The sequence below is a fragment of the Moraxella atlantae NBRC 14588 genome (assembly GCF_001591265.1).
GTDB lineage: Bacteria > Pseudomonadota > Gammaproteobacteria > Pseudomonadales > Moraxellaceae > Faucicola > Faucicola atlantae.
Genome location: NZ_BCUL01000001.1, coordinates 38,067 through 55,567 on the forward strand (window position 1 = coordinate 38,067; position 17,501 = coordinate 55,567).

At 46.5% G+C, this 17,501-nt stretch carries 14 protein-coding genes and 1 pseudogene; 9 read left to right on the plus strand and 6 right to left on the minus strand.

Annotation, left to right across the window (positions count from 1 at the left end; translation table 11 throughout):
- Positions 1 to 74: 74 nt before the first annotated feature.
- The 5 genes from MA2_RS00190 (at position 75) to MA2_RS00210 (ending at position 5,911) form a co-directional block, all read left to right on the plus strand.
- Entirely contained in the window at positions 75 to 1,760 is a 1,686-nt protein-coding gene (locus tag MA2_RS00190) for a nitrite/sulfite reductase (RefSeq protein WP_067055339.1), read from the plus strand.
- Positions 1,761 to 1,800: 40 nt separating this feature from the next.
- Entirely contained in the window at positions 1,801 to 2,460 is a 660-nt protein-coding gene (locus MA2_RS00195; RefSeq protein WP_067054702.1) for a DUF934 domain-containing protein, read from the plus strand.
- Positions 2,461 to 2,584: 124 nt separating this feature from the next.
- Positions 2,585 to 3,241 carry a phosphoadenosine phosphosulfate reductase domain-containing protein gene (locus tag MA2_RS00200; protein WP_067054707.1) on the plus strand — a complete coding sequence of 219 codons (657 nt, stop codon included), beginning with the start codon at positions 2,585 to 2,587 and terminating at the stop codon, positions 3,239 to 3,241.
- Between the two features lie 159 nt (positions 3,242 to 3,400).
- Positions 3,401 to 4,831, plus strand: a complete 1,431-nt coding sequence (gene cysG, locus MA2_RS00205; protein WP_067054710.1) for a siroheme synthase CysG — start codon at positions 3,401 to 3,403, stop codon at positions 4,829 to 4,831.
- A gap of 87 nt (positions 4,832 to 4,918) precedes the next feature.
- Entirely contained in the window at positions 4,919 to 5,911 is a 993-nt protein-coding gene (locus tag MA2_RS00210; protein WP_067054714.1) for an IS5 family transposase, read from the plus strand.
- 390 nt (positions 5,912 to 6,301) lie between these two features.
- On the opposite strand, the pseudogene MA2_RS00220 reads toward MA2_RS00210, so the two are convergent.
- Positions 6,302 to 6,511, minus strand: a pseudogene (locus MA2_RS00220) (helix-turn-helix domain-containing protein); the annotation flags it as partial.
- 875 nt (positions 6,512 to 7,386) lie between these two features.
- Between MA2_RS00220 and MA2_RS00230 the strand changes: the two are divergent.
- Positions 7,387 to 9,573 (plus strand): phosphocholine-specific phospholipase C, encoded by a 2,187-nt coding sequence (locus MA2_RS00230; RefSeq protein ID WP_067055342.1) that lies wholly within the window; start codon positions 7,387 to 7,389, stop codon positions 9,571 to 9,573.
- Positions 9,574 to 9,742: 169 nt separating this feature from the next.
- Here MA2_RS00230 and purB read toward each other — a convergent pair whose 3' ends face one another.
- Positions 9,743 to 11,152 (minus strand): adenylosuccinate lyase, encoded by a 1,410-nt coding sequence (gene purB, locus MA2_RS00235; RefSeq protein ID WP_067054726.1) that lies wholly within the window; start codon positions 11,150 to 11,152, stop codon positions 9,743 to 9,745.
- A 231-nt stretch (positions 11,153 to 11,383) separates the two neighbouring features.
- Between purB and MA2_RS00240 the strand changes: the two genes are divergently transcribed.
- Positions 11,384 to 11,638, plus strand: coding sequence for a hypothetical protein (locus MA2_RS00240; RefSeq protein ID WP_067235026.1), 255 nt, complete (start codon positions 11,384 to 11,386; stop codon positions 11,636 to 11,638).
- A gap of 56 nt (positions 11,639 to 11,694) precedes the next feature.
- On the opposite strand, the gene queE is transcribed toward MA2_RS00240, so the two are convergent.
- Together queE and dapD are read right to left on the minus strand one after the other, a co-directional pair.
- Positions 11,695 to 12,435: a 7-carboxy-7-deazaguanine synthase QueE gene (gene queE, locus MA2_RS00245; protein ID WP_067054729.1), complete on the minus strand. Its 741-nt coding sequence runs from the start codon at positions 12,433 to 12,435 to the stop codon at positions 11,695 to 11,697.
- A gap of 177 nt (positions 12,436 to 12,612) precedes the next feature.
- Entirely contained in the window at positions 12,613 to 13,446 is an 834-nt protein-coding gene (gene dapD / locus MA2_RS00250; RefSeq protein ID WP_067054731.1) for a 2,3,4,5-tetrahydropyridine-2,6-dicarboxylate N-succinyltransferase, read from the minus strand.
- Between the two features lie 271 nt (positions 13,447 to 13,717).
- Between dapD and cysK the strand changes: the two genes are divergently transcribed.
- Both cysK and MA2_RS00260 read left to right on the plus strand, forming a co-directional pair.
- Entirely contained in the window at positions 13,718 to 14,770 is a 1,053-nt protein-coding gene (cysK, locus tag MA2_RS00255; protein WP_067054734.1) for a cysteine synthase A, read from the plus strand.
- A gap of 105 nt (positions 14,771 to 14,875) precedes the next feature.
- Positions 14,876 to 15,685 carry a 2OG-Fe(II) oxygenase gene (locus MA2_RS00260; RefSeq protein WP_115254058.1) on the plus strand — a complete coding sequence of 270 codons (810 nt, stop codon included), beginning with the start codon at positions 14,876 to 14,878 and terminating at the stop codon, positions 15,683 to 15,685.
- On the opposite strand, the gene MA2_RS00265 is transcribed toward MA2_RS00260, so the two are convergent.
- Both MA2_RS00265 and MA2_RS00270 read right to left on the minus strand, forming a co-directional pair.
- A complete protein-coding gene (locus tag MA2_RS00265) occupies positions 15,674 to 16,600 on the minus strand; it encodes an alpha/beta fold hydrolase (RefSeq protein ID WP_067054737.1) in 927 nt (308 codons plus the stop codon). The two genes, MA2_RS00260 and MA2_RS00265, sit on opposite strands and share 12 nt — an antisense overlap.
- 170 nt (positions 16,601 to 16,770) lie before the next feature.
- Positions 16,771 to 17,238 carry an IS1 family transposase gene (locus MA2_RS00270; RefSeq protein WP_306303888.1) on the minus strand — a complete coding sequence of 156 codons (468 nt, stop codon included), beginning with the start codon at positions 17,236 to 17,238 and terminating at the stop codon, positions 16,771 to 16,773.
- Positions 17,239 to 17,501: the final 263 nt, after the last annotated feature.

Below are 17,501 nucleotides of genomic sequence, written 5' to 3' on the forward strand. Positions count from 1 at the left end.
TGATAGATCGATCAAAAGTATCAACAACAAGGCACCTGCCAGCCAACCACAAGCAATCAGCCAACGAGGTGATTATGTACCAATACAATGCCATCGACCAGCAGTTGGTCAATGACCGCGTGGCGCAGTTTCGCGACCAAACTCGCCGCTATTTAGCAGGTGAGCTGACCGAAGAAGAATTTTTGCCGCTACGTTTGATGAATGGGCTATATATTCAGCGTTACGCACCGATGTTGCGTATTGCCATTCCGTATGGTTTGATGGCAAGCTATCAGCTACGCAAACTTGCCGACATCACCGAGCAGTATGACAAAGGCTATGGGCATTTTACCACGCGCACCAATATTCAGCTTAACTGGGTCAAGGTTGAAGAAGTCCCCGATATTCTAGCCGAACTTGCCAGTGTGCAGATGCACGCCATTCAAACTTCGGGCAACTGTATCCGCAATACCACCACCGATCCATATGCAGGCGTGAACGCTGGGGAAGTTGCCGATCCACGCCCCTATTGCGAGATTATTCGCCAGTGGTCTACCTTTCATCCTGAATTTACCTATTTGCCGCGCAAGTTTAAAATCGCGGTGATCGGCAGCAAAGAAGACCGCGCTGCAACCATGCTGCACGATATTGGCTTACATATCGTGAAAAATGATGCAGGCGAGTTGGGTTTTGAAGTCATCGTTGGCGGCGGGCTTGGGCGTACGCCTGTCATTGGTAAGGTGATCCGCGAATTTTTGCCCGAAAAAGACTTGCTATCGTATTTAGATTCGGTGTTACGCGTGTACAACCAGTACGGACGGCGCGATAACAAATACAAAGCGCGGATTAAAATTTTGGTTGAAAGCATGGGCAAAGATGCGTTTGCTGAGTTGGTTGAGCAAGACTGGCAAGTCTACAATCAAGACGGTGCATTGACTTTAACGCCCGAGCAAATTGAGTATGCTAAATCATTTTTTAGCAGTCCTGACTACCAAGATTTTGGTACAGATTTGCCTGCCATTGAGCAAAGCTTGCAGGATAAACTGGCGACTGATAGCGAATTTGCTGCTTGGTACGCGCACAACACCCATACCCACAAAGTAGCAGGCTATCGTATCGTTACGCTATCGCTCAAGCCATATTTGCAAATTGCAGGTGATGTCACCTCAACCCAAATGCGCGTGATTGCCGATTTGGCGGATCGTTACAATTTTGGCGAGATTCGCAGCACCCACCACCAAAACTTGGTATTTAGTGACATCGCGTTGGGTGATTTGTATGAACTGTGGCAAGCACTTGCCGAGTACAATTTGGCACGTCCCAACATCGGCACGCTCACCGATATCATCGCGTGTCCTGGTTTTGATTATTGCGCGCTTGCCAATGCCAGCACACTCAATATCGTAGATCAAATCAACGCACATTTTGAACAAGTTGATTATGTGCATGATTTGGGTGATTTGCGCTTGAATATCTCAGGCTGTATGAATGCTTGTGCACACCACCATGTGGGCGATATTGGGATTTTGGGCGTGGATAAAAAAGGCGAGTATTGGTACCAAATTTCGCTGGGCGGTTCATCCAAACAAGACGCCAAACTTGGGCAAATTCTTGGGCGGTCAGTGGCGATGGACGCGGTGGCAAGCACGTTGGATGATATTTTGCAAGTGTATCTGACCGAGCGTCAGCCTGAAGAGCTGTTTGCCGACACCGTGGCGCGGATTGGGATTGAGCCGTTTCAAGCGCGCGTGTATCGCGACAACGCACCCAGCGAAGCCTAATACCACCACCGATTAACGACAAAAAAAGGATTGCGCCTGTATGCCGCTTATTGACCGCACGCATATCATCGAATCTGACGCATTTTACCCTGCCGATAGCAGTGCACGGCAATTTATTGACTTGACTGACACGGTGCAGGGCGTTGCCTTGCAGCCCGATGCCCGTGAAATCGTCTATAGTCTGATGCCGCTTGCTTTGCTGACTGAAGATGCCAGCGCAGATGACAACAAAACCGCCAAAGCCAAACAAGCTGCGCGTAAGCAGCAACTTGCCGAGCGTTTGCCCACACTGATCGATGATGTCGCATATTTGGCAGCGAATACAACCGATGCACAACGCGTTACGCTGCTGTTGTCGGGTGACACCGACTACCAAACAGTAGCGCACGCTTTGCCGCAGATTTTGCCGCACCTAGATGCGGTGACAATTTATTTTGCAGGTTTTCGCGATGGACGCGGCTATAGCCTAGCCCAAAGCATGCGTATGCACCCCGATTTTGGCGACACCATCTTGCGCGCGCTGGGTGACATCTTGCCTGATACATTAGAGCCACTGGCGCAGGTTGGTTTTAGTCAATTTGTCATTGATGATACAAACTTTGATGACGCGTGGTTTGCATATTTTGACAGTATTCGCCACCCATATGATGGACGCAGCGCGCAAGAATTACCGATGTTTAGCCGCGTACAGACAAAATAAATGTACGCGTGGCTCAAATAAAGCAATAAACCAAATCGAATTTTGGCATAAGTATATCGGTAATTGGCACTTTTTTGGCATAACAAATCCGTTTACACTAACGGGCTAATTTTAACTGTATTTGATGAAAAGATGGGGACACACCGTGAGTAACAAACTCAATATCGACCTTGACGCGGCAAACGCCGAGCTAAAAGACAAGTCTGCCGAAGACATCGTGGCATGGGCATTGCAGCATGCCAACAATCCGATTATCACCACCAATTTTCGCCCATACGAGTCGGTGATTTTGCATATGGTTGCCAAGCAACGCCCAGACATCACGGTGTTGTTTGTCGATTCTGGTTACAACACTGAGGCGACTTATCGCCATGCGATGGATTTGATCAAACGCTTGAACCTCAATGTGGTGACGTATTTACCACAACAGACCGCTGCATGGCGCGATGTGTATTTTAACGGTATTCCAAGCGTCAATAACCCTGCGCACGCGGAATTTACCCAGCAGGTTAAACTTGAACCATTTGGGCGCGCGCTCAAAGAAATCAACCCAGATTTGTGGATCAATGCAATTCGCCGTGACCAAACCGAATTTCGTCAATCGCTTGATGTGGTGACCGAGAGCAAAGACGGTATTGTTAAGGTTGCGCCGTTATTTCATTGGACAGAAGATGATTTGGAAGACTACCTTAAAGCCAATGATTTGCCCAATGAGCACGACTACTTTGACCCCACCAAAGTGGAAGAAAACCGCGAATGTGGTTTGCACACGCAGCTATAAGCCCATAGCCGTCATATCTTTGACAACCACACAGCGCACGCCAAGGGCAAGCGTAAAAAAGCTGGACACCGCGTTCAGCTTTTTTGTCTTTCACTGTCATCAGGTATATTCTGAGATGCATTTGTTGGTCAATCAGCAAAACAGGCACAAGGGGCAAGTATGAATACCTTACCGCTATTTTTTAAGCTAGAACACCAAGCCGTGTTGATTGTTGGCGGCGGAGAGGTTGCGCTGCGTAAGGCGACACTGCTGGCGCGGGCAGGGGCGCATATTACCTTTATCGCCAAGCGTTATCAAACCAGTCTACAAGCCGCGTTTGGTGACCAACCGCAACACACCTTGCACACGGGCACGTATGACAGTGCGTTACTTACAGGTAAAACCTTGGTGATTGCTTGCACCGATGACACGGCACTCAATGAGCGGATTTATCGCGACTGCCAAGCGCAGCATATCCCTGTCAATGTGGTGGATAATCCGCCACTGTGTACGTTTATTTTTCCTGCTATCATTGACCGTGATCCAATTACGGTGGCAGTATCAAGCGCGGGCAAGGCCCCTGTATTGGCACGGCTGCTACGCGCCAAAATTGAAACTGTGATTCCACCGCAGTATGGTGCGTTGGCAGGTTTGGCAGGCAAGTTTCGTGATCATGTCAAAGCGGCGTTGCCAAACATCACCGCGCGGCGTAAGTTTTGGGAGCAGGTGTTTGAAGGTACGATTGCCGAGCGTGTGTTTGCCAACGATTTGCCTACTGCCGAGCGCGATTTACAAGATTTGTTGGCGGTACATCGTGATCATCTACCCAGCGAGGCGGCGCAAGTTGGCGCACTGGGCAAGGTGTATATCGTGGGCGCAGGTGCAGGTGCTCCCGATTTGCTGACCTTTAAAGCCTTACGCTTGATGCAGCAGGCGGATATCGTGTTTTATGATAATTTGGTATCTGCGCCGATTTTGGATTTATGCCGCCGTGACGCGACCAAAATTTATGTCGGTAAAAAAGCCAGCAATCACGCCGTTAGCCAAGACCAAATCAACGAATTGTTGATCAGACATGCCAAGCAAGGCAAGCGTGTGTTACGCCTCAAAGGCGGTGACCCGTTTGTGTTCGGGCGCGGCGGTGAGGAAGCCGAACGCTTAGCGGCAGCAGGTGTGGCGTATGAGATTGTACCTGGGATTACCTCAGCGACGGCGGCGGCAAGCTATGCAGGCATTCCTTTGACCCATCGCGATTATGCCCAGTCGGTACAGTTTGTCACCGCGTGTATCAAAACCAACACCATCAATAACCAGTTTAGCCAGCTGCTTGACGATAACCAGACACTGGTGTTTTATATGGGTTTAAACCAGTTGGCAGCGATTGCTGATGGCTTGGTGGGGGCAGGACGCGCACCCGATACACCGATTGCGATCGTCTCGAATGCAAGCCTACCCAATCAGCGCGTGCTCACAGGCACACTTGCCGATATCGTCGCCAAACAAGCTGAGGCGAACTTACCAACGCCTGCGCTACTGATCATCGGCAATGTGGTGAAACTGCATGATACGTTGGCATGGTTTGGGCGCGATCATATGGTAAGTAAAATATAACTAGAAACCTTTGCACGAAAAAATGCACAAAAGTTTGTAAAAGTGATATAATACAGTAAAATCAAACAGATAGCAAAAGACACGAATATGGCATGGAAACAAACAGGGCAACTCTCCCTAGCAGACAGTCTCATTAACGGACACAAAGCCATCGAAGAACTCGATGAACTACACGACCTAATCAACTGGCAAAGTATCGAACACACCCTACGCTACGTTCATAGCAGTGACCGTGGCGAAAGTGCCTTTCACCCTGTCATCATGTTTAAAATCTTACTACTACAAAAACTCTATAACCTATCCGACCCAGCCATGGAAAAACAACTGGCAAGAGATTTACTATTTCGTCGCTTTGTTGGGCTATCACTTACCGATAACGTACCCGACCACAGCACCATTTGGCGATACCACAAACACTTAGGTGAACTTGGACTCATTGAACCCTTATTCAACCAAATCAATAAGCAACTAGCCGAGCAAAATATCATCATCAAAGCAGGCAGTGTTAGCATCATTGATGCCAGTATCGTTGAAGCCAAAAACAAACGAGCTAAAAAAGGCAAACATACCGACAATACCCAAGATAACGAAGCTGCCTACGTCAGTAAAAAAGACAGCACAGGCAAAGTAAAAACCACCTACGGCTATAAAATCCATCTTAACTGTGATGAAGACAGCTTTGTCAAAAAAGTTCAAACCACCCCTGCTAATGTCCATGATTCACAATGTTTTACCACGCTTTTAACAGGTGATGAATCTGCCGTTTACGCCGACAGTGCGTATAAAAGCCAAGCCCATGACGACTATCTTGCCGAGCATGAGCCGCCTATCAACAATCATATCCATGATAGGGCATGGCGTAATACACCACTTACCGAACAGCAAAAACGTACCAATACCCAAAAGAGCCAAACCAGAAATACGGTAGAACGGGTATTCGGTCATTTTAAATTGCATTATGGGATGAGCAAGGCTCGTCATCTTGGCTTAATGCAATTTCATACCAGTACCTTGCTTGCTAGCATTGTGCATCATTTAAAAACCGCCCTAGGTTTGAAGCGAAAATACGGACTGCCTTAGGGTTATTGTGTCTGTTGGTTGGCAAAACTAGCCAATAGACGTTAATTGACTGCAATTTGGGAGACTTTTATGCCAATTCGGTGACTTTTTTCGCTTCTTTAACACCAATTCCAGTTTTTAGTTGAGTTTGAAATTGGTGTCGAGAGATGGTCGCTGGTTTGTGCAAAGGTCTCAACTATTTATAAGTAATCTGACAAAATTAAATTACTATATATACAAATAGCTTGAAGTTTAAATTTAGCAACAAGCCGATATTAGCAAACAGCCGATTGACGCCATAGCGCAGTGAATCAAAATCGAAATAATCGCAAGGTCTAAGCCAACCCTGTTTTATCTCCAAGTACGTCAAGTTATTGTTTTTTAAGTCGATAATGCTCTGGGTGGCATTGCTTAATCGCATACGGATGCGTTTGTAGGGGTAGCTAATACTTTTAAAAAACGCTCAAAGGTGCATTGGCTAAATTGTTTGCCTGTTTGCTCAGTGAGTTCGTCCATAATAAGTTTGACCCAGTTATATACACTTTGAATGTTGGTGCCCAATATATCGGCGATGTCTTGGACTTTGTAGCCTTGGCTTTTGAGTAACATAAGATGACAACGTTGTCGATATACGGCTGTTTGGCTTGTTTCGTACCCTCGCTCAAGTGCTTATTTTTCGGTTTCTGTGAGTTCAATGGTGCTGATTTTCATCGTAGGTTGTAGTTTAATCTTATAATGGTTAGTTTATGCTATTGCAATATTAATTTATCGGCCTACTGAATGATGCCATATATTGCGCTATCAAATAGCATCTATTTAAATTTATTTAAAAATAGAATATATTTATTAAATTTTATTAAATTTTTTACTAATAAATTGGTTTTGTTTGTCATGGTATCTAAGCTGTAGGTGTTTAGTATATCTTATAGAGTTAGCGGTTAATGTTAGCATGTAATTAAATTTGCTCAGTATAGTGCGGTTCTCACTATACGTCATCATATCGTCATTTGATTGTCACTTCACAGTCACAATTTTTATCTACCATGGGCACGTTTTGTTTTATCCATCGTTTAGTCAATAACGATTAAGCAAACTTATCTTATATTTACCATGCCTTTATGCATGAATATATGTTGGGTTAAACTTTTTGGTGCACCACCAACTTTTTTATTGAGCAAGGATCACAAATGTTAAAAGTCAGCAATTTTGTGCCGCGCACAAATTTTATGGTTTTTGTGTTAATGACTGTATGTACCGTGCCTTTATTAAGCGGTTGTAACGATGATGACGATAAAACCACAATCGAGCCTACAAGTTCTGTAGAGGCTGCCAGCCAATCTACCGTGATTGACCAGCCTGCTAGTGGTACACAGCCCCCAGCATTAGACTGCGCACCTAGATAGCCTGCTTCAATGAACAATATTTACAAATTGCTAATAGTGCATTTGTTATGTCAATCGAAAACTATTTATCGTATTAATTTAGAGGTGTTGATTATGTCTGTTTCACGTCGTCAATTTTTACAAGGATCAGGTATCGCGGGTTTGTCTGCGGCAACTTTGGCAACTTTTCCTGCTTCAATTCAAAAGGCTTTGGCGATTCCTGCTAATAACCAAACAGGTACGATTCAAGATGTCGAACATGTGGTTATTTTAATGCAGGAAAACCGCTCATTTGACAATTATTTTGGTACATTAAGAGGCGTGCGCGGTTTTGGTGATCGCTTTACTATCCCGCAAACTAACAACCGCAGTGTATGGCAACAGCTTGATAAAGATGACAATATTATCATGCCTTATCACTTGGATCAACAACTGGGCAATGCTCAGCGCGTTAAAGGCACACCTCATAGTTGGGTTGATGCACGTGATGCGTGGGATAAAGGACGCATGAGTCATTGGCCCAAGTATAAGCAGCCTCAATCTATGGGCTATTATCAGCGCGAAGAATTAACTTTTCAGTTTGCCTTGGCAGAAGCCTTTACTGTGTGTGATGCTTACTTTTGTTCGTTACATGGCGGCACTAACTGTAACCGCATGTTCTTTTGGACAGGCACTAACGGCGCGACCGCCAATCCACCGCAAGTGGTTGTGAATAATTTTTGGGATGAGCTTGAACCAGGTATGACCGATGGCGGCTACAAATGGACGACTTATCCCGAACGTTTGCAACAAGCAGGTATTAGCTGGAAAGTGTACCAAAACATGCCTGATAACTTCACCGATAACTGCTTGGTGGGATTTGAGGCTTACCGTAAAGCTAATATCGCCTCAGGTCAGCCCGTCTATCACAATTGGGATGAAAGCTACGTCGCGCCCGCTTATGATCCAAGTTTGGATGCCAAAGCCCCCCTATATAAAGGTATTGCCAACACTATGCCTGATGGTGGTATGCTCGGTTCATTTAAGCAAGATATTTTAGACAATAAATTGCCGCAAGTGTCTTGGGTTGTCGCGCCCGAAAAATACTCAGAACATCCTGGTCCGTCTAGTCCTATTCAAGGCGCATGGTATACCCAAGAAGTATTAGACGCGCTAACTGCTAATCCTGAGGTGTGGAGCAAAACTGTCTTAATTGTCAATTTTGATGAAAACGATGGCTTTTTCGACCATTTGCCATCACCGTGCGCACCATCGTACGTGCAAGTTCAAGACAATGCCAAATGGTATGGCAAAACTACGTTACCGCAATCACAGCTGACTGCCGAGTATTACAGCCAAATGCATGTGCCTGAAGCTGATGATATGCCATTGCCTGATAATGATGTATACGGACCAGGTCCACGTGTGCCGATGTATATCATCTCACCATGGACCAAAGGTGGCTGGGTTAATTCACAAAACTTTGATCATACCTCGATTTTGCGTTTCTTAGAAGCGCGATTTGGTGTACAAGAAACTAACATTTCGCCTTATCGCCGCGCGATGTTTGGTGATTTGACTTCAGCGTTTAACTTTAAAGAACCCAATAACGAACAGCTACCTACCTTAGCAGGTCGCCAAACTCAACAACACGCCGATAGCTTGCGCACGGCACAAGAAAAACTGCCACCAATTAGTGTTCCTGCTAACCAAACCTTGCCAAAACAAGAAACAGGCTATAAACCTTCACGTGCCTTACCGTATCGTTTGCACACCACCGCACACGTCAATGCTACAGGCGTTGGCTTAATTTTTGCTAACACGGGTACAGAAGGCTGTGTGTTCCATGTTTATGATAAACTAAACCTTGCCGATGTTCCACGCCGCTATGCCGTGGAACCCAACAAGCAGCTAAATGATATATGGGCATTAACCAACGGCAATTATGATCTATGGGTATTATCAAACAATGGTTATCACCGCCATTTTGTTGGTAATACCGCCTCACCCAATCAAGCAGAAATCCGCGTGTGCTATGATATTGCCAATGGCAATGTATATGTAGATTTGATGAACCAATCTGCCAGTAACTTAACCTTCGTAGTGACACCAAAAGCCTACTTCGGCTCTGATGCCACGAAAACACAAATGGTGCAAGCTGGTCAAGAAATACAGTTGCATTGGGATTTAAAAGATAGCGGACGTTGGTACGACTTTGAGGTTACCCTTAAAGAAGACGCAAGCTGGAAACGCCGTTTTGCAGGTCGCGTAGAAACAGGTGAACATGGAATCACTGATCCTGCGATGGGGCAAGAAGTTTAGAATTTAAATAAATTTATAAATATTTAACAATTTAAAAAAGTTTTTGAATAAAAGCCTTTTTTGATCGAGAAATGACATAAATATTTAATGGTTTTTGCCGTAGCAATTAAGCAAATACAAAAAACGCCTGTAAAGGTATTGCAGGCGTTTTTTTTGTATTTAGCGCAAGTTAGCCATTTAATCTATCCAACCACACATCAATGGCTGCTGCTTGATCTGCCGCGTTGCCCGTGTAAGTGGCAGGGGTCAGCGCACGCAAACGCGCCTTATCGGTATCAGCAACCGCCGCCAGTGCGTCACTATCAACAAACGTTAGCATCATCTCACGCGTCATGGCATTACCACGCGTCAAGGCTTTAAGTTGCTCATATGGATTTGCTACACGGTAACGGCGCATTACGGTTTGGATTGGCTCGGCGAGTACCTCTTGCGCCGCGTCCAAATCCGCTGCCAAACGCTCAGGATTGACTTGCAACTTGCCAATGCCTTTTAAGCATGCGTCATAGGCAATCAAACTTTGCGCCAAGCCCACCCCGATATTGCGTAAAACGGTTGAGTCTGACAAATCGCGCTGCATGCGTGAGATCGGCAATTTTTCGCCCAAATGTGCCAGCATGGCATTGGCAACGCCCAAATTGCCCTCAGAGTTTTCAAAATCAATCGGATTGACTTTATGTGGCATGGTTGATGAGCCCACTTCGCCTTCTTTAAGTTTTTGTTTAAAATAACCCAAAGAAATGTACTGCCAAACATCGCGATTAAAATCAATCAATACTGTGTTAAAACGGCGCAGGGCGTCAAACAGCTCGGCGATATAGTCGTGAGGCTCAATTTGGGTGGTATAAGGGTTGAAAGTTAGCCCCAAATCCTGCTCGATAAAATCCTGCGCGTGCTGCTGCCAATCCACGTCAGGATATGCTGACAAATGCGCGTTGTAGTTGCCGACCGCGCCATTGGCTTTACCCAGCAGTTCCACAGCACGAAATTGCTTGAGCTGACGCGCCAACCGATAAGCGACGTTTGCCATCTCTTTGCCCAATGTGGTTGGGCTGGCGGTTTGCCCGTGGGTGCGCGATAGCATCGGCTGGGTGGCATGGGTTTTGGCAAGTTGGGCGATGTCATCAATCAACCGCTGCATAGTGCGCGTAAGCTCGGCGCGGCTGTCTTTGAGCATCAACGCATACGATAGGTTGTTGATGTCCTCTGAGGTGCAGGCAAAGTGAATAAATTCTAAACTATCTGCTAATTTATCGGCAAGCGCAGGTTGGTTTTTAAAGGTATTTTTGATGAAATACTCAACCGCTTTGACATCATGATTGGTGGTTTTTTCGATATTTTTAATCGCCTGTGCATCGGCTTCGCTAAAATGATCGACAATCGCGTTGAGCGCAGCTTGCGTGTCGGCATCAAACGCAGGCAATTCGGCGATATCGGGATGGCGTGCCAAGGCTTGTAACCAACGAATCTCAACCGTGACACGGGCTTTAATCAAGCCAAATTCAGACAGATACGGGCGCAGGCGATCGACTTTAGCGGCATAGCGTCCATCAATTGGTGACAGGGCGGTCAAGGTATTCATAGGCTTTCCCCAAATTAAGATAGGCAAAACGTAACAAAAAAAGGTTTAAGGTGCCATTATACACAATTGCACAGGCTTACGGAATTTGCTACTTTTTAAAAAATCGTTTGGATGGTCAAAAGCGGCTACCATCGTGCATACTAACTGATAAAAGCTCAAGCTAACTGATAAAAGCTCAAGCTAACTGATAAAAGCTCAAGCGTGCGCAAACAATACCAGCGCGGAGGTATCATGGGCATATGGTTATGGTGTGTAGGTTATGCGCTGTGTAGTGCGCTAAACTATTGGCTGCTAGCATGCGGCGGCGCGAAGGTGGTTGAGGGTTGGCTGTCGATATTTGTTGTCGGTTGGCTGGCTTGGGATTGGAACAGCGAGCAAATTCGTTTGTACACTCTGATCATGTGGCTGGTTGAAACGGTGGTGTTTGTGCTGGGTCTACTGAATACGCCGCTGCGCTTAGCGTGGCTTGGCTTGCCTGCGGCTTGAGGCGTATTTGGCTAAATACTGGTTGGGTTAAGTGTGCCAAAATCTTGCCCAACACATTATTTACCCTTCGCATCTGCCCAAATAATTTTGTGTAATTGTAGCTGAAAACGCACGGGTAGGGCATCTGCCAAAATCCACTCCGCCAATTCGGTGGCAAGGCTTGGCACCTCAGGCGAGCGATCAGCATACACATTAAACATTGGTGAAAACCATACCGTACCGACTTTATCGGCCAGATCATATCTTGCTAGCACCTGTTTTGCCCAGTCATAATCCGCGCGATTCATGATGACAAACTTCAGTTGGTCATGAGTAGTCAAGCAAGCAAGGTTGTCCCACAGGTTTTTATCCACTTCACCCGATGATGGCGTTTTGATATCCATGACCTTTGACACAGCAGGTGGTACACCGCAAACATCCAACGCGCCCGAGGTTTCTAACGAAATTTCATAGCCCAAGTCGAGTAACTGACGCATAAGCGCGATGGCATTGGGCTGCGCCAATGGCTCACCGCCCGTCACGCACACGCGCTGACACGCATAACGCGCCACATCTGCGATGATGTCCTCTAGGCTCATGCGCTCACCGCCAAAAAACGCGTATTCGGTATCGCAATACACACAGCGCAGTGGGCAGCCTGTTAGACGAATAAACACTGTCGGCAAACCTGCCGTCAATGCCTCACCTTGTAGTGAATAAAAAATCTCGCTCACGCGCAAACCTGCTGCAGGGTCAGTGGTCGGAATGGTGGTGTTGCGTAGGGGAGTATTTAATAAAATATCGGACGCGTTTGACATAGACACATGTTGGATATAAAAAAGTATGTTAACCGCACCATTTTAACAAATTTAACAACGTTAAGCAGGTATTTGGGCGTTTAAATCTCTTACCGATCGGCTAAGATGTCAAATATCATAAAAAAAGCAGCTTGGCGTGCCAAACTGCTGGTTGTGCTTAATGGGATAGTTGGGCTATCAATCCATTCTGAGCAACTCATTGATACCAACCTTGCTGCGCGTTTGGGCATCGACTTGCTTGACGATCACCGCGCAGTACAAGCTATGGCTACCATCTTGACTTGGCAAGCTGCCTGCTACCACCACCGAACCTGCTGGCACGCGCCCGTAGGTGACCTCACCTGTCATGCGGTTATAAATCTTGGTCGATTGCCCGATATACACACCCATCGAGATGACCGAGCCTTCCTCAACAATCACGCCTTCAACGATTTCTGAGCGCGCGCCGATAAAACAATTGTCCTCAATAATTGTTGGATTGGCTTGCAATGGCTCAAGCACACCGCCAATACCCACGCCGCCCGACAGATGCACGTTTTTACCAATTTGCGCACAGCTGCCCACAGTCGCCCACGTATCGACCATCGTACCGCTATCGACATACGCGCCAACATTGACATACGATGGCATCAAGACCACGCCTTTGCCGATAAACGACCCACGACGCGCCACCGCAGGCGGCACCACACGCACACCTGCTTGGGCAAACCGCTCATCGTCCCAGCCCTCAAACTTGGTATCGACTTTGTCAAAAAATTGCAAATCACGTCCGCCTTGCATGATGCGGTTGTCATTCATTCGAAACGACAACAACACAGCCTTTTTGACCCACTGATGAACGATCCACTCATCGCCTTGTTTTTCAGCCACGCGTAGGCTGCCATCATCAAGCTTGGCAAGCACGTCATTCACCCCTGCGCGCAGCTCGTCACTAAAGGTTTTTGGGCTTAAATCGGCGCGGTTGTCAAACGCGGTTTCAATCAGTTGTTTTAGGTTGGTTGTATCACGCATAAAAGGTTCCTTTTGCCATGTTGGTGAGTCAAATTAAACAGCAAATGTATGCAAAATAATGATAACTTTATTCTTAAAATTTGACGAGTACAGGCTTTATATTGTCGCTAATTTAGCCTAAATTAGCAAATACAAAAAGCAAAGGCAACCAGCGTTTTTTCTTGTTAGAATAAAACATCGGCTCTGCTGCGATATGCTAAGACTGCTTGCTAAAGTACTGTTAAAATAGCATTTTTAAAATTTTTATCAACATAAAACTAGGACAGATCACATGACGATTCAACAACCCGACCCACAATTCGCCCAAGCGGCGGCTGATCACCACCTTACCGATGACACGCGCACAACCAGTAGCGCGGCGGTGTATGCCAACAATGCCGACGCGATTGGCAACACGCCACTGGTACGTCTCAACCGTATCATGCCGCAAGGCGTGACAGTTTTGGCAAAAATTGAAAGCCGTAACCCAGCGTTTTCGGTCAAATGCCGTATTGGTGCAGGCATGATTGAGGACGCCGAAAAATCGAGCAAACTCAAAGCTGGTATGCACATCATCGAGCCAACCAGCGGCAACACAGGCATCGCATTGGCGTTTGTGGCGGCGGCAAAAGGCTATCCGATTACATTGACCATGCCATCATCAATGAGCATGGAGCGACGCAAGGTGCTAGCGGCATTGGGCGCAAACTTGGTGCTCACCGATCCAGCGGCAGGTATGCGCGGGGCGGTCGAAAAAGCCCAACAAATCCATGACAGCGCGCCTGATAGCTACTTTTTGCCACAGCAGTTTGATAACCCTGCCAACCCTGCAACCCACGTACGCACCACCGCGCCTGAGATTGACCGCGCAACGGGCGGACACATCGATGCGTTGGTTGCAGGCGTGGGCACAGGCGGTACGCTAACGGGCATTGCGACGTATTTTAAACAGCATAAACACCAACCGCTTTACACGGTTGCGGTTGAGCCTGCCGAGTCGCCCATTATCAGCCAAACCTTAAAAGGCGAACCCATCACCCCAGGCCCACACAAAATTCAAGGTATCGGCGCAAACTTTATTCCCAAAAACTTGGCACTGGATTTGATTGATGAGGTTATCCCCGTGGATAGCGACAGCGCGGTACAATGGGCGCGCCGTGCGATGACTGAGGAAGGCATTTTGTGCGGTATTTCTTGCGGTGCTGCGCTTAAAGCTGCCAATGAGCTTGCCAGTCGCCCCGACATGCAAGGCAAAACCATCGTGGTGATTTTGCCCGACAGCGGCGAGCGTTATTTGTCATCGGTACTGTTTGATGGTGTGTTTAGCGGCGAAAACTTCAGCTAAACCAAATGAGTTTAGCCAGATGCTAACGGCTTAATACAGCTGACTACTGGGCTTATGCAAGTTATCATAAGCCCATTAATATTTTTATCTTAAAAATAAGTTTAAATGATGATGCCATTTCTCAATCACGAGCTGATGCACCAGTTTGATGCCAAAACCTTTCGCCAGCAGCAGCCATTTCCGCATACCTTGTTTAAAGATCTGCTACGCCCTGAAGCGTTTGATTTGCTGTATCGTGAGTTTCCAAGCCTAGATTTGTTTGAACGGCATGTCAATTTGGCCAGAAATGCGACGGGGCAACGCCCACACAATCGCTATTATTTAGCGTTGCAGCAATCGATTTATCATGACAAACAAGCAGGCAGCCGCGGCGTGGCGACGCTTGCCCAATTGCCTGTAAGCTGGCAAGCGTTTGTCACCGAGCTACAAACTAGCACGGCGTATCACGAGTTTTTGGCGCGCATGCTGGGCATTGAGGATTTTGATGCGCGTTACGCATGGCATGTTGGCGAAAACAGCTCTGAGGTGTCGCCGCATTGCGATAGCCTTGAAAAACTTGCCACGCATATTTTTTATTTTAATACGTCAGCAGACTGGGATTTATCATGGGGCGGTTCGATTATCGTGCTAGATGGTAAGCAAGTACCACAAGATAATCCTGAAATCAGTGACTTTCGCCATGCCGAAGCGTTTGATATCCGTGATAATCGCAGTTTTTTGTTTCAAAACACAGCACGCGCGTGGCATGCAGTCGAGGCATTGACCAGCCCAGCAGGGCACTATCGACGGTTATTTAACGTCATCATTCAAGTACCCAAGGGCAAAAAGCTGCGTCATTTTGACCCCAGTCGTTGGCAAAATCGCTTGCGCCGTGGGCTGATGTTGGGCGGTATTCGTGGGCGGTCAGGTCGTTAGATGCTGCTTAATCCAGCCTATGATGTCGTCATAAACTTGCGCATGGTCTGGGTCAAACAAAATTTCATGACGCATGCCCATGTACTGCTTGTATTCAACATCGCGAAACGCTTGTTCGCGTAAGCGTTTGACGATACGCGGTAATGCTTTACCCATTTGTCCGACATTATCGTCCTGCCCACTGACCCATAGCATTGGCAAGTCACGGCGCACGCCCTGAGCCCAGTCGGCAGGGGTAGCGCGTGCCATCAATTCCATCAATGCATAAAAGCCATTGTACGAAAAATGAAACATCATCAACGGGTCATCGATGGCACGTTGAATTTGTTCGTGGTCGGTGTTAAGCCAGTTTAAGTGGTTTTTGTCGCGCTCACGCCAAAACGGCAAGTTGGTCACACGGCGTAGCAAACCATCAAGCAGTGCACTATCTTGCTGTGGTGCGATCACATTAAGTGCGCGTGTGATCGGCAAAAAGACCCCTGCTAGCGGATTGGCATCTGATGTACCCATCAAAATCGCGCCTGCCAATTGTTCGTTTTGTCCTTCTGTCAGACTGGGCAACAGCGCACGGGTCACAAATGAGCCCATGCTATGCCCCAAAATGAATTTAGGTAAATCGGGATAGTCATAAGCCAGCGCATCATACTGCACACGTGTGTAGTCCAAAATTCGCTGAGCAGGGTCGGGCAAGCCCATATAGCCCAAATCGCCCAGTTCTGCCGCGCGTTGCCCATGCCCCAGTTGGTCAAACGTTTGCACCACCACACCTTGCTGTGCCAAAAATTCGGCAAAATCGGTATAACGTCCTGAATGCTCGACCATGCCATGCACCAGTAGCAGCGCGGCAATTGGCTCAATATCTTCAGGTGGCACATAGCGGTTATACAGGCGGTCGCTGAGAATAGGCGCAGACATAGGTATTCCTTAGCGTAATAGCTAGCAGCTAGCGTTATTTTTGTAAAATTTTTGGCAAGTCAATGCTTTAATTTTAGCGGTTTGGGCAGCAGATGACAAGGCGCAAGCGCGAGTACTTGCCACAAAAAACCACCGCTAACATGGCGTTAAACAGTGGTTTTTGGTAGTGTTTAAATAGTAAGTTTTCGATATTCTTTAGCTTTCTGAGCATTGTACTTATTGATGAAAACATGAATAGCGTCCACGTGTCTTTCTAGTTGCTTAGAGAAACTCAAACTTTTACGAACAAGCCGACCTACTCTCGCACGAACTGTTGCATTACAACGCTCTATATGACTGGTTTCACCCCGATATTCACTACATTCATGCAAACGTGAATCAAAGGTTTTATTATACGCTTTCCACATATCACTTTTGCTGATGAGATTTTGATAATCTGGGGCAATGTTAGCTTTAAATTGTTTGCAAGCTTTAATCCCCCTATCACCAATGTAATAACCGACGATTTGTCTTGTTCTACGACATAAGGCAAGCCAAAGCCATTGTTTGTTGTTTCGTTTTTGTACGAATGTCCACATTTCGTCAAGTTCAAGGATATCATTAGGTTTTGCAGGCAGTAGATTCTGTATTATTGGTATCTGGGCTTTTTTTTAACCAGTTACTTAATGTGGCTGGGGCTGTGCCAAATATCCGTTGTATACCTCTCATGCTGGCTCTTTCATGATAGGTATTGATGATTTCTTCTTTGCGTTCTTCTGTGTATTTTACTTTTGGGTACATGACACCGTAAAAGTTGCAGTTATAGCAATGGTATAGCTCACTTTTTGCTTTGTTGTACCCATTTCTTTTCACGTTAGTAGATTGGCATCTTCGGCAATGATAGGTTTTTTGTTCCGTTATC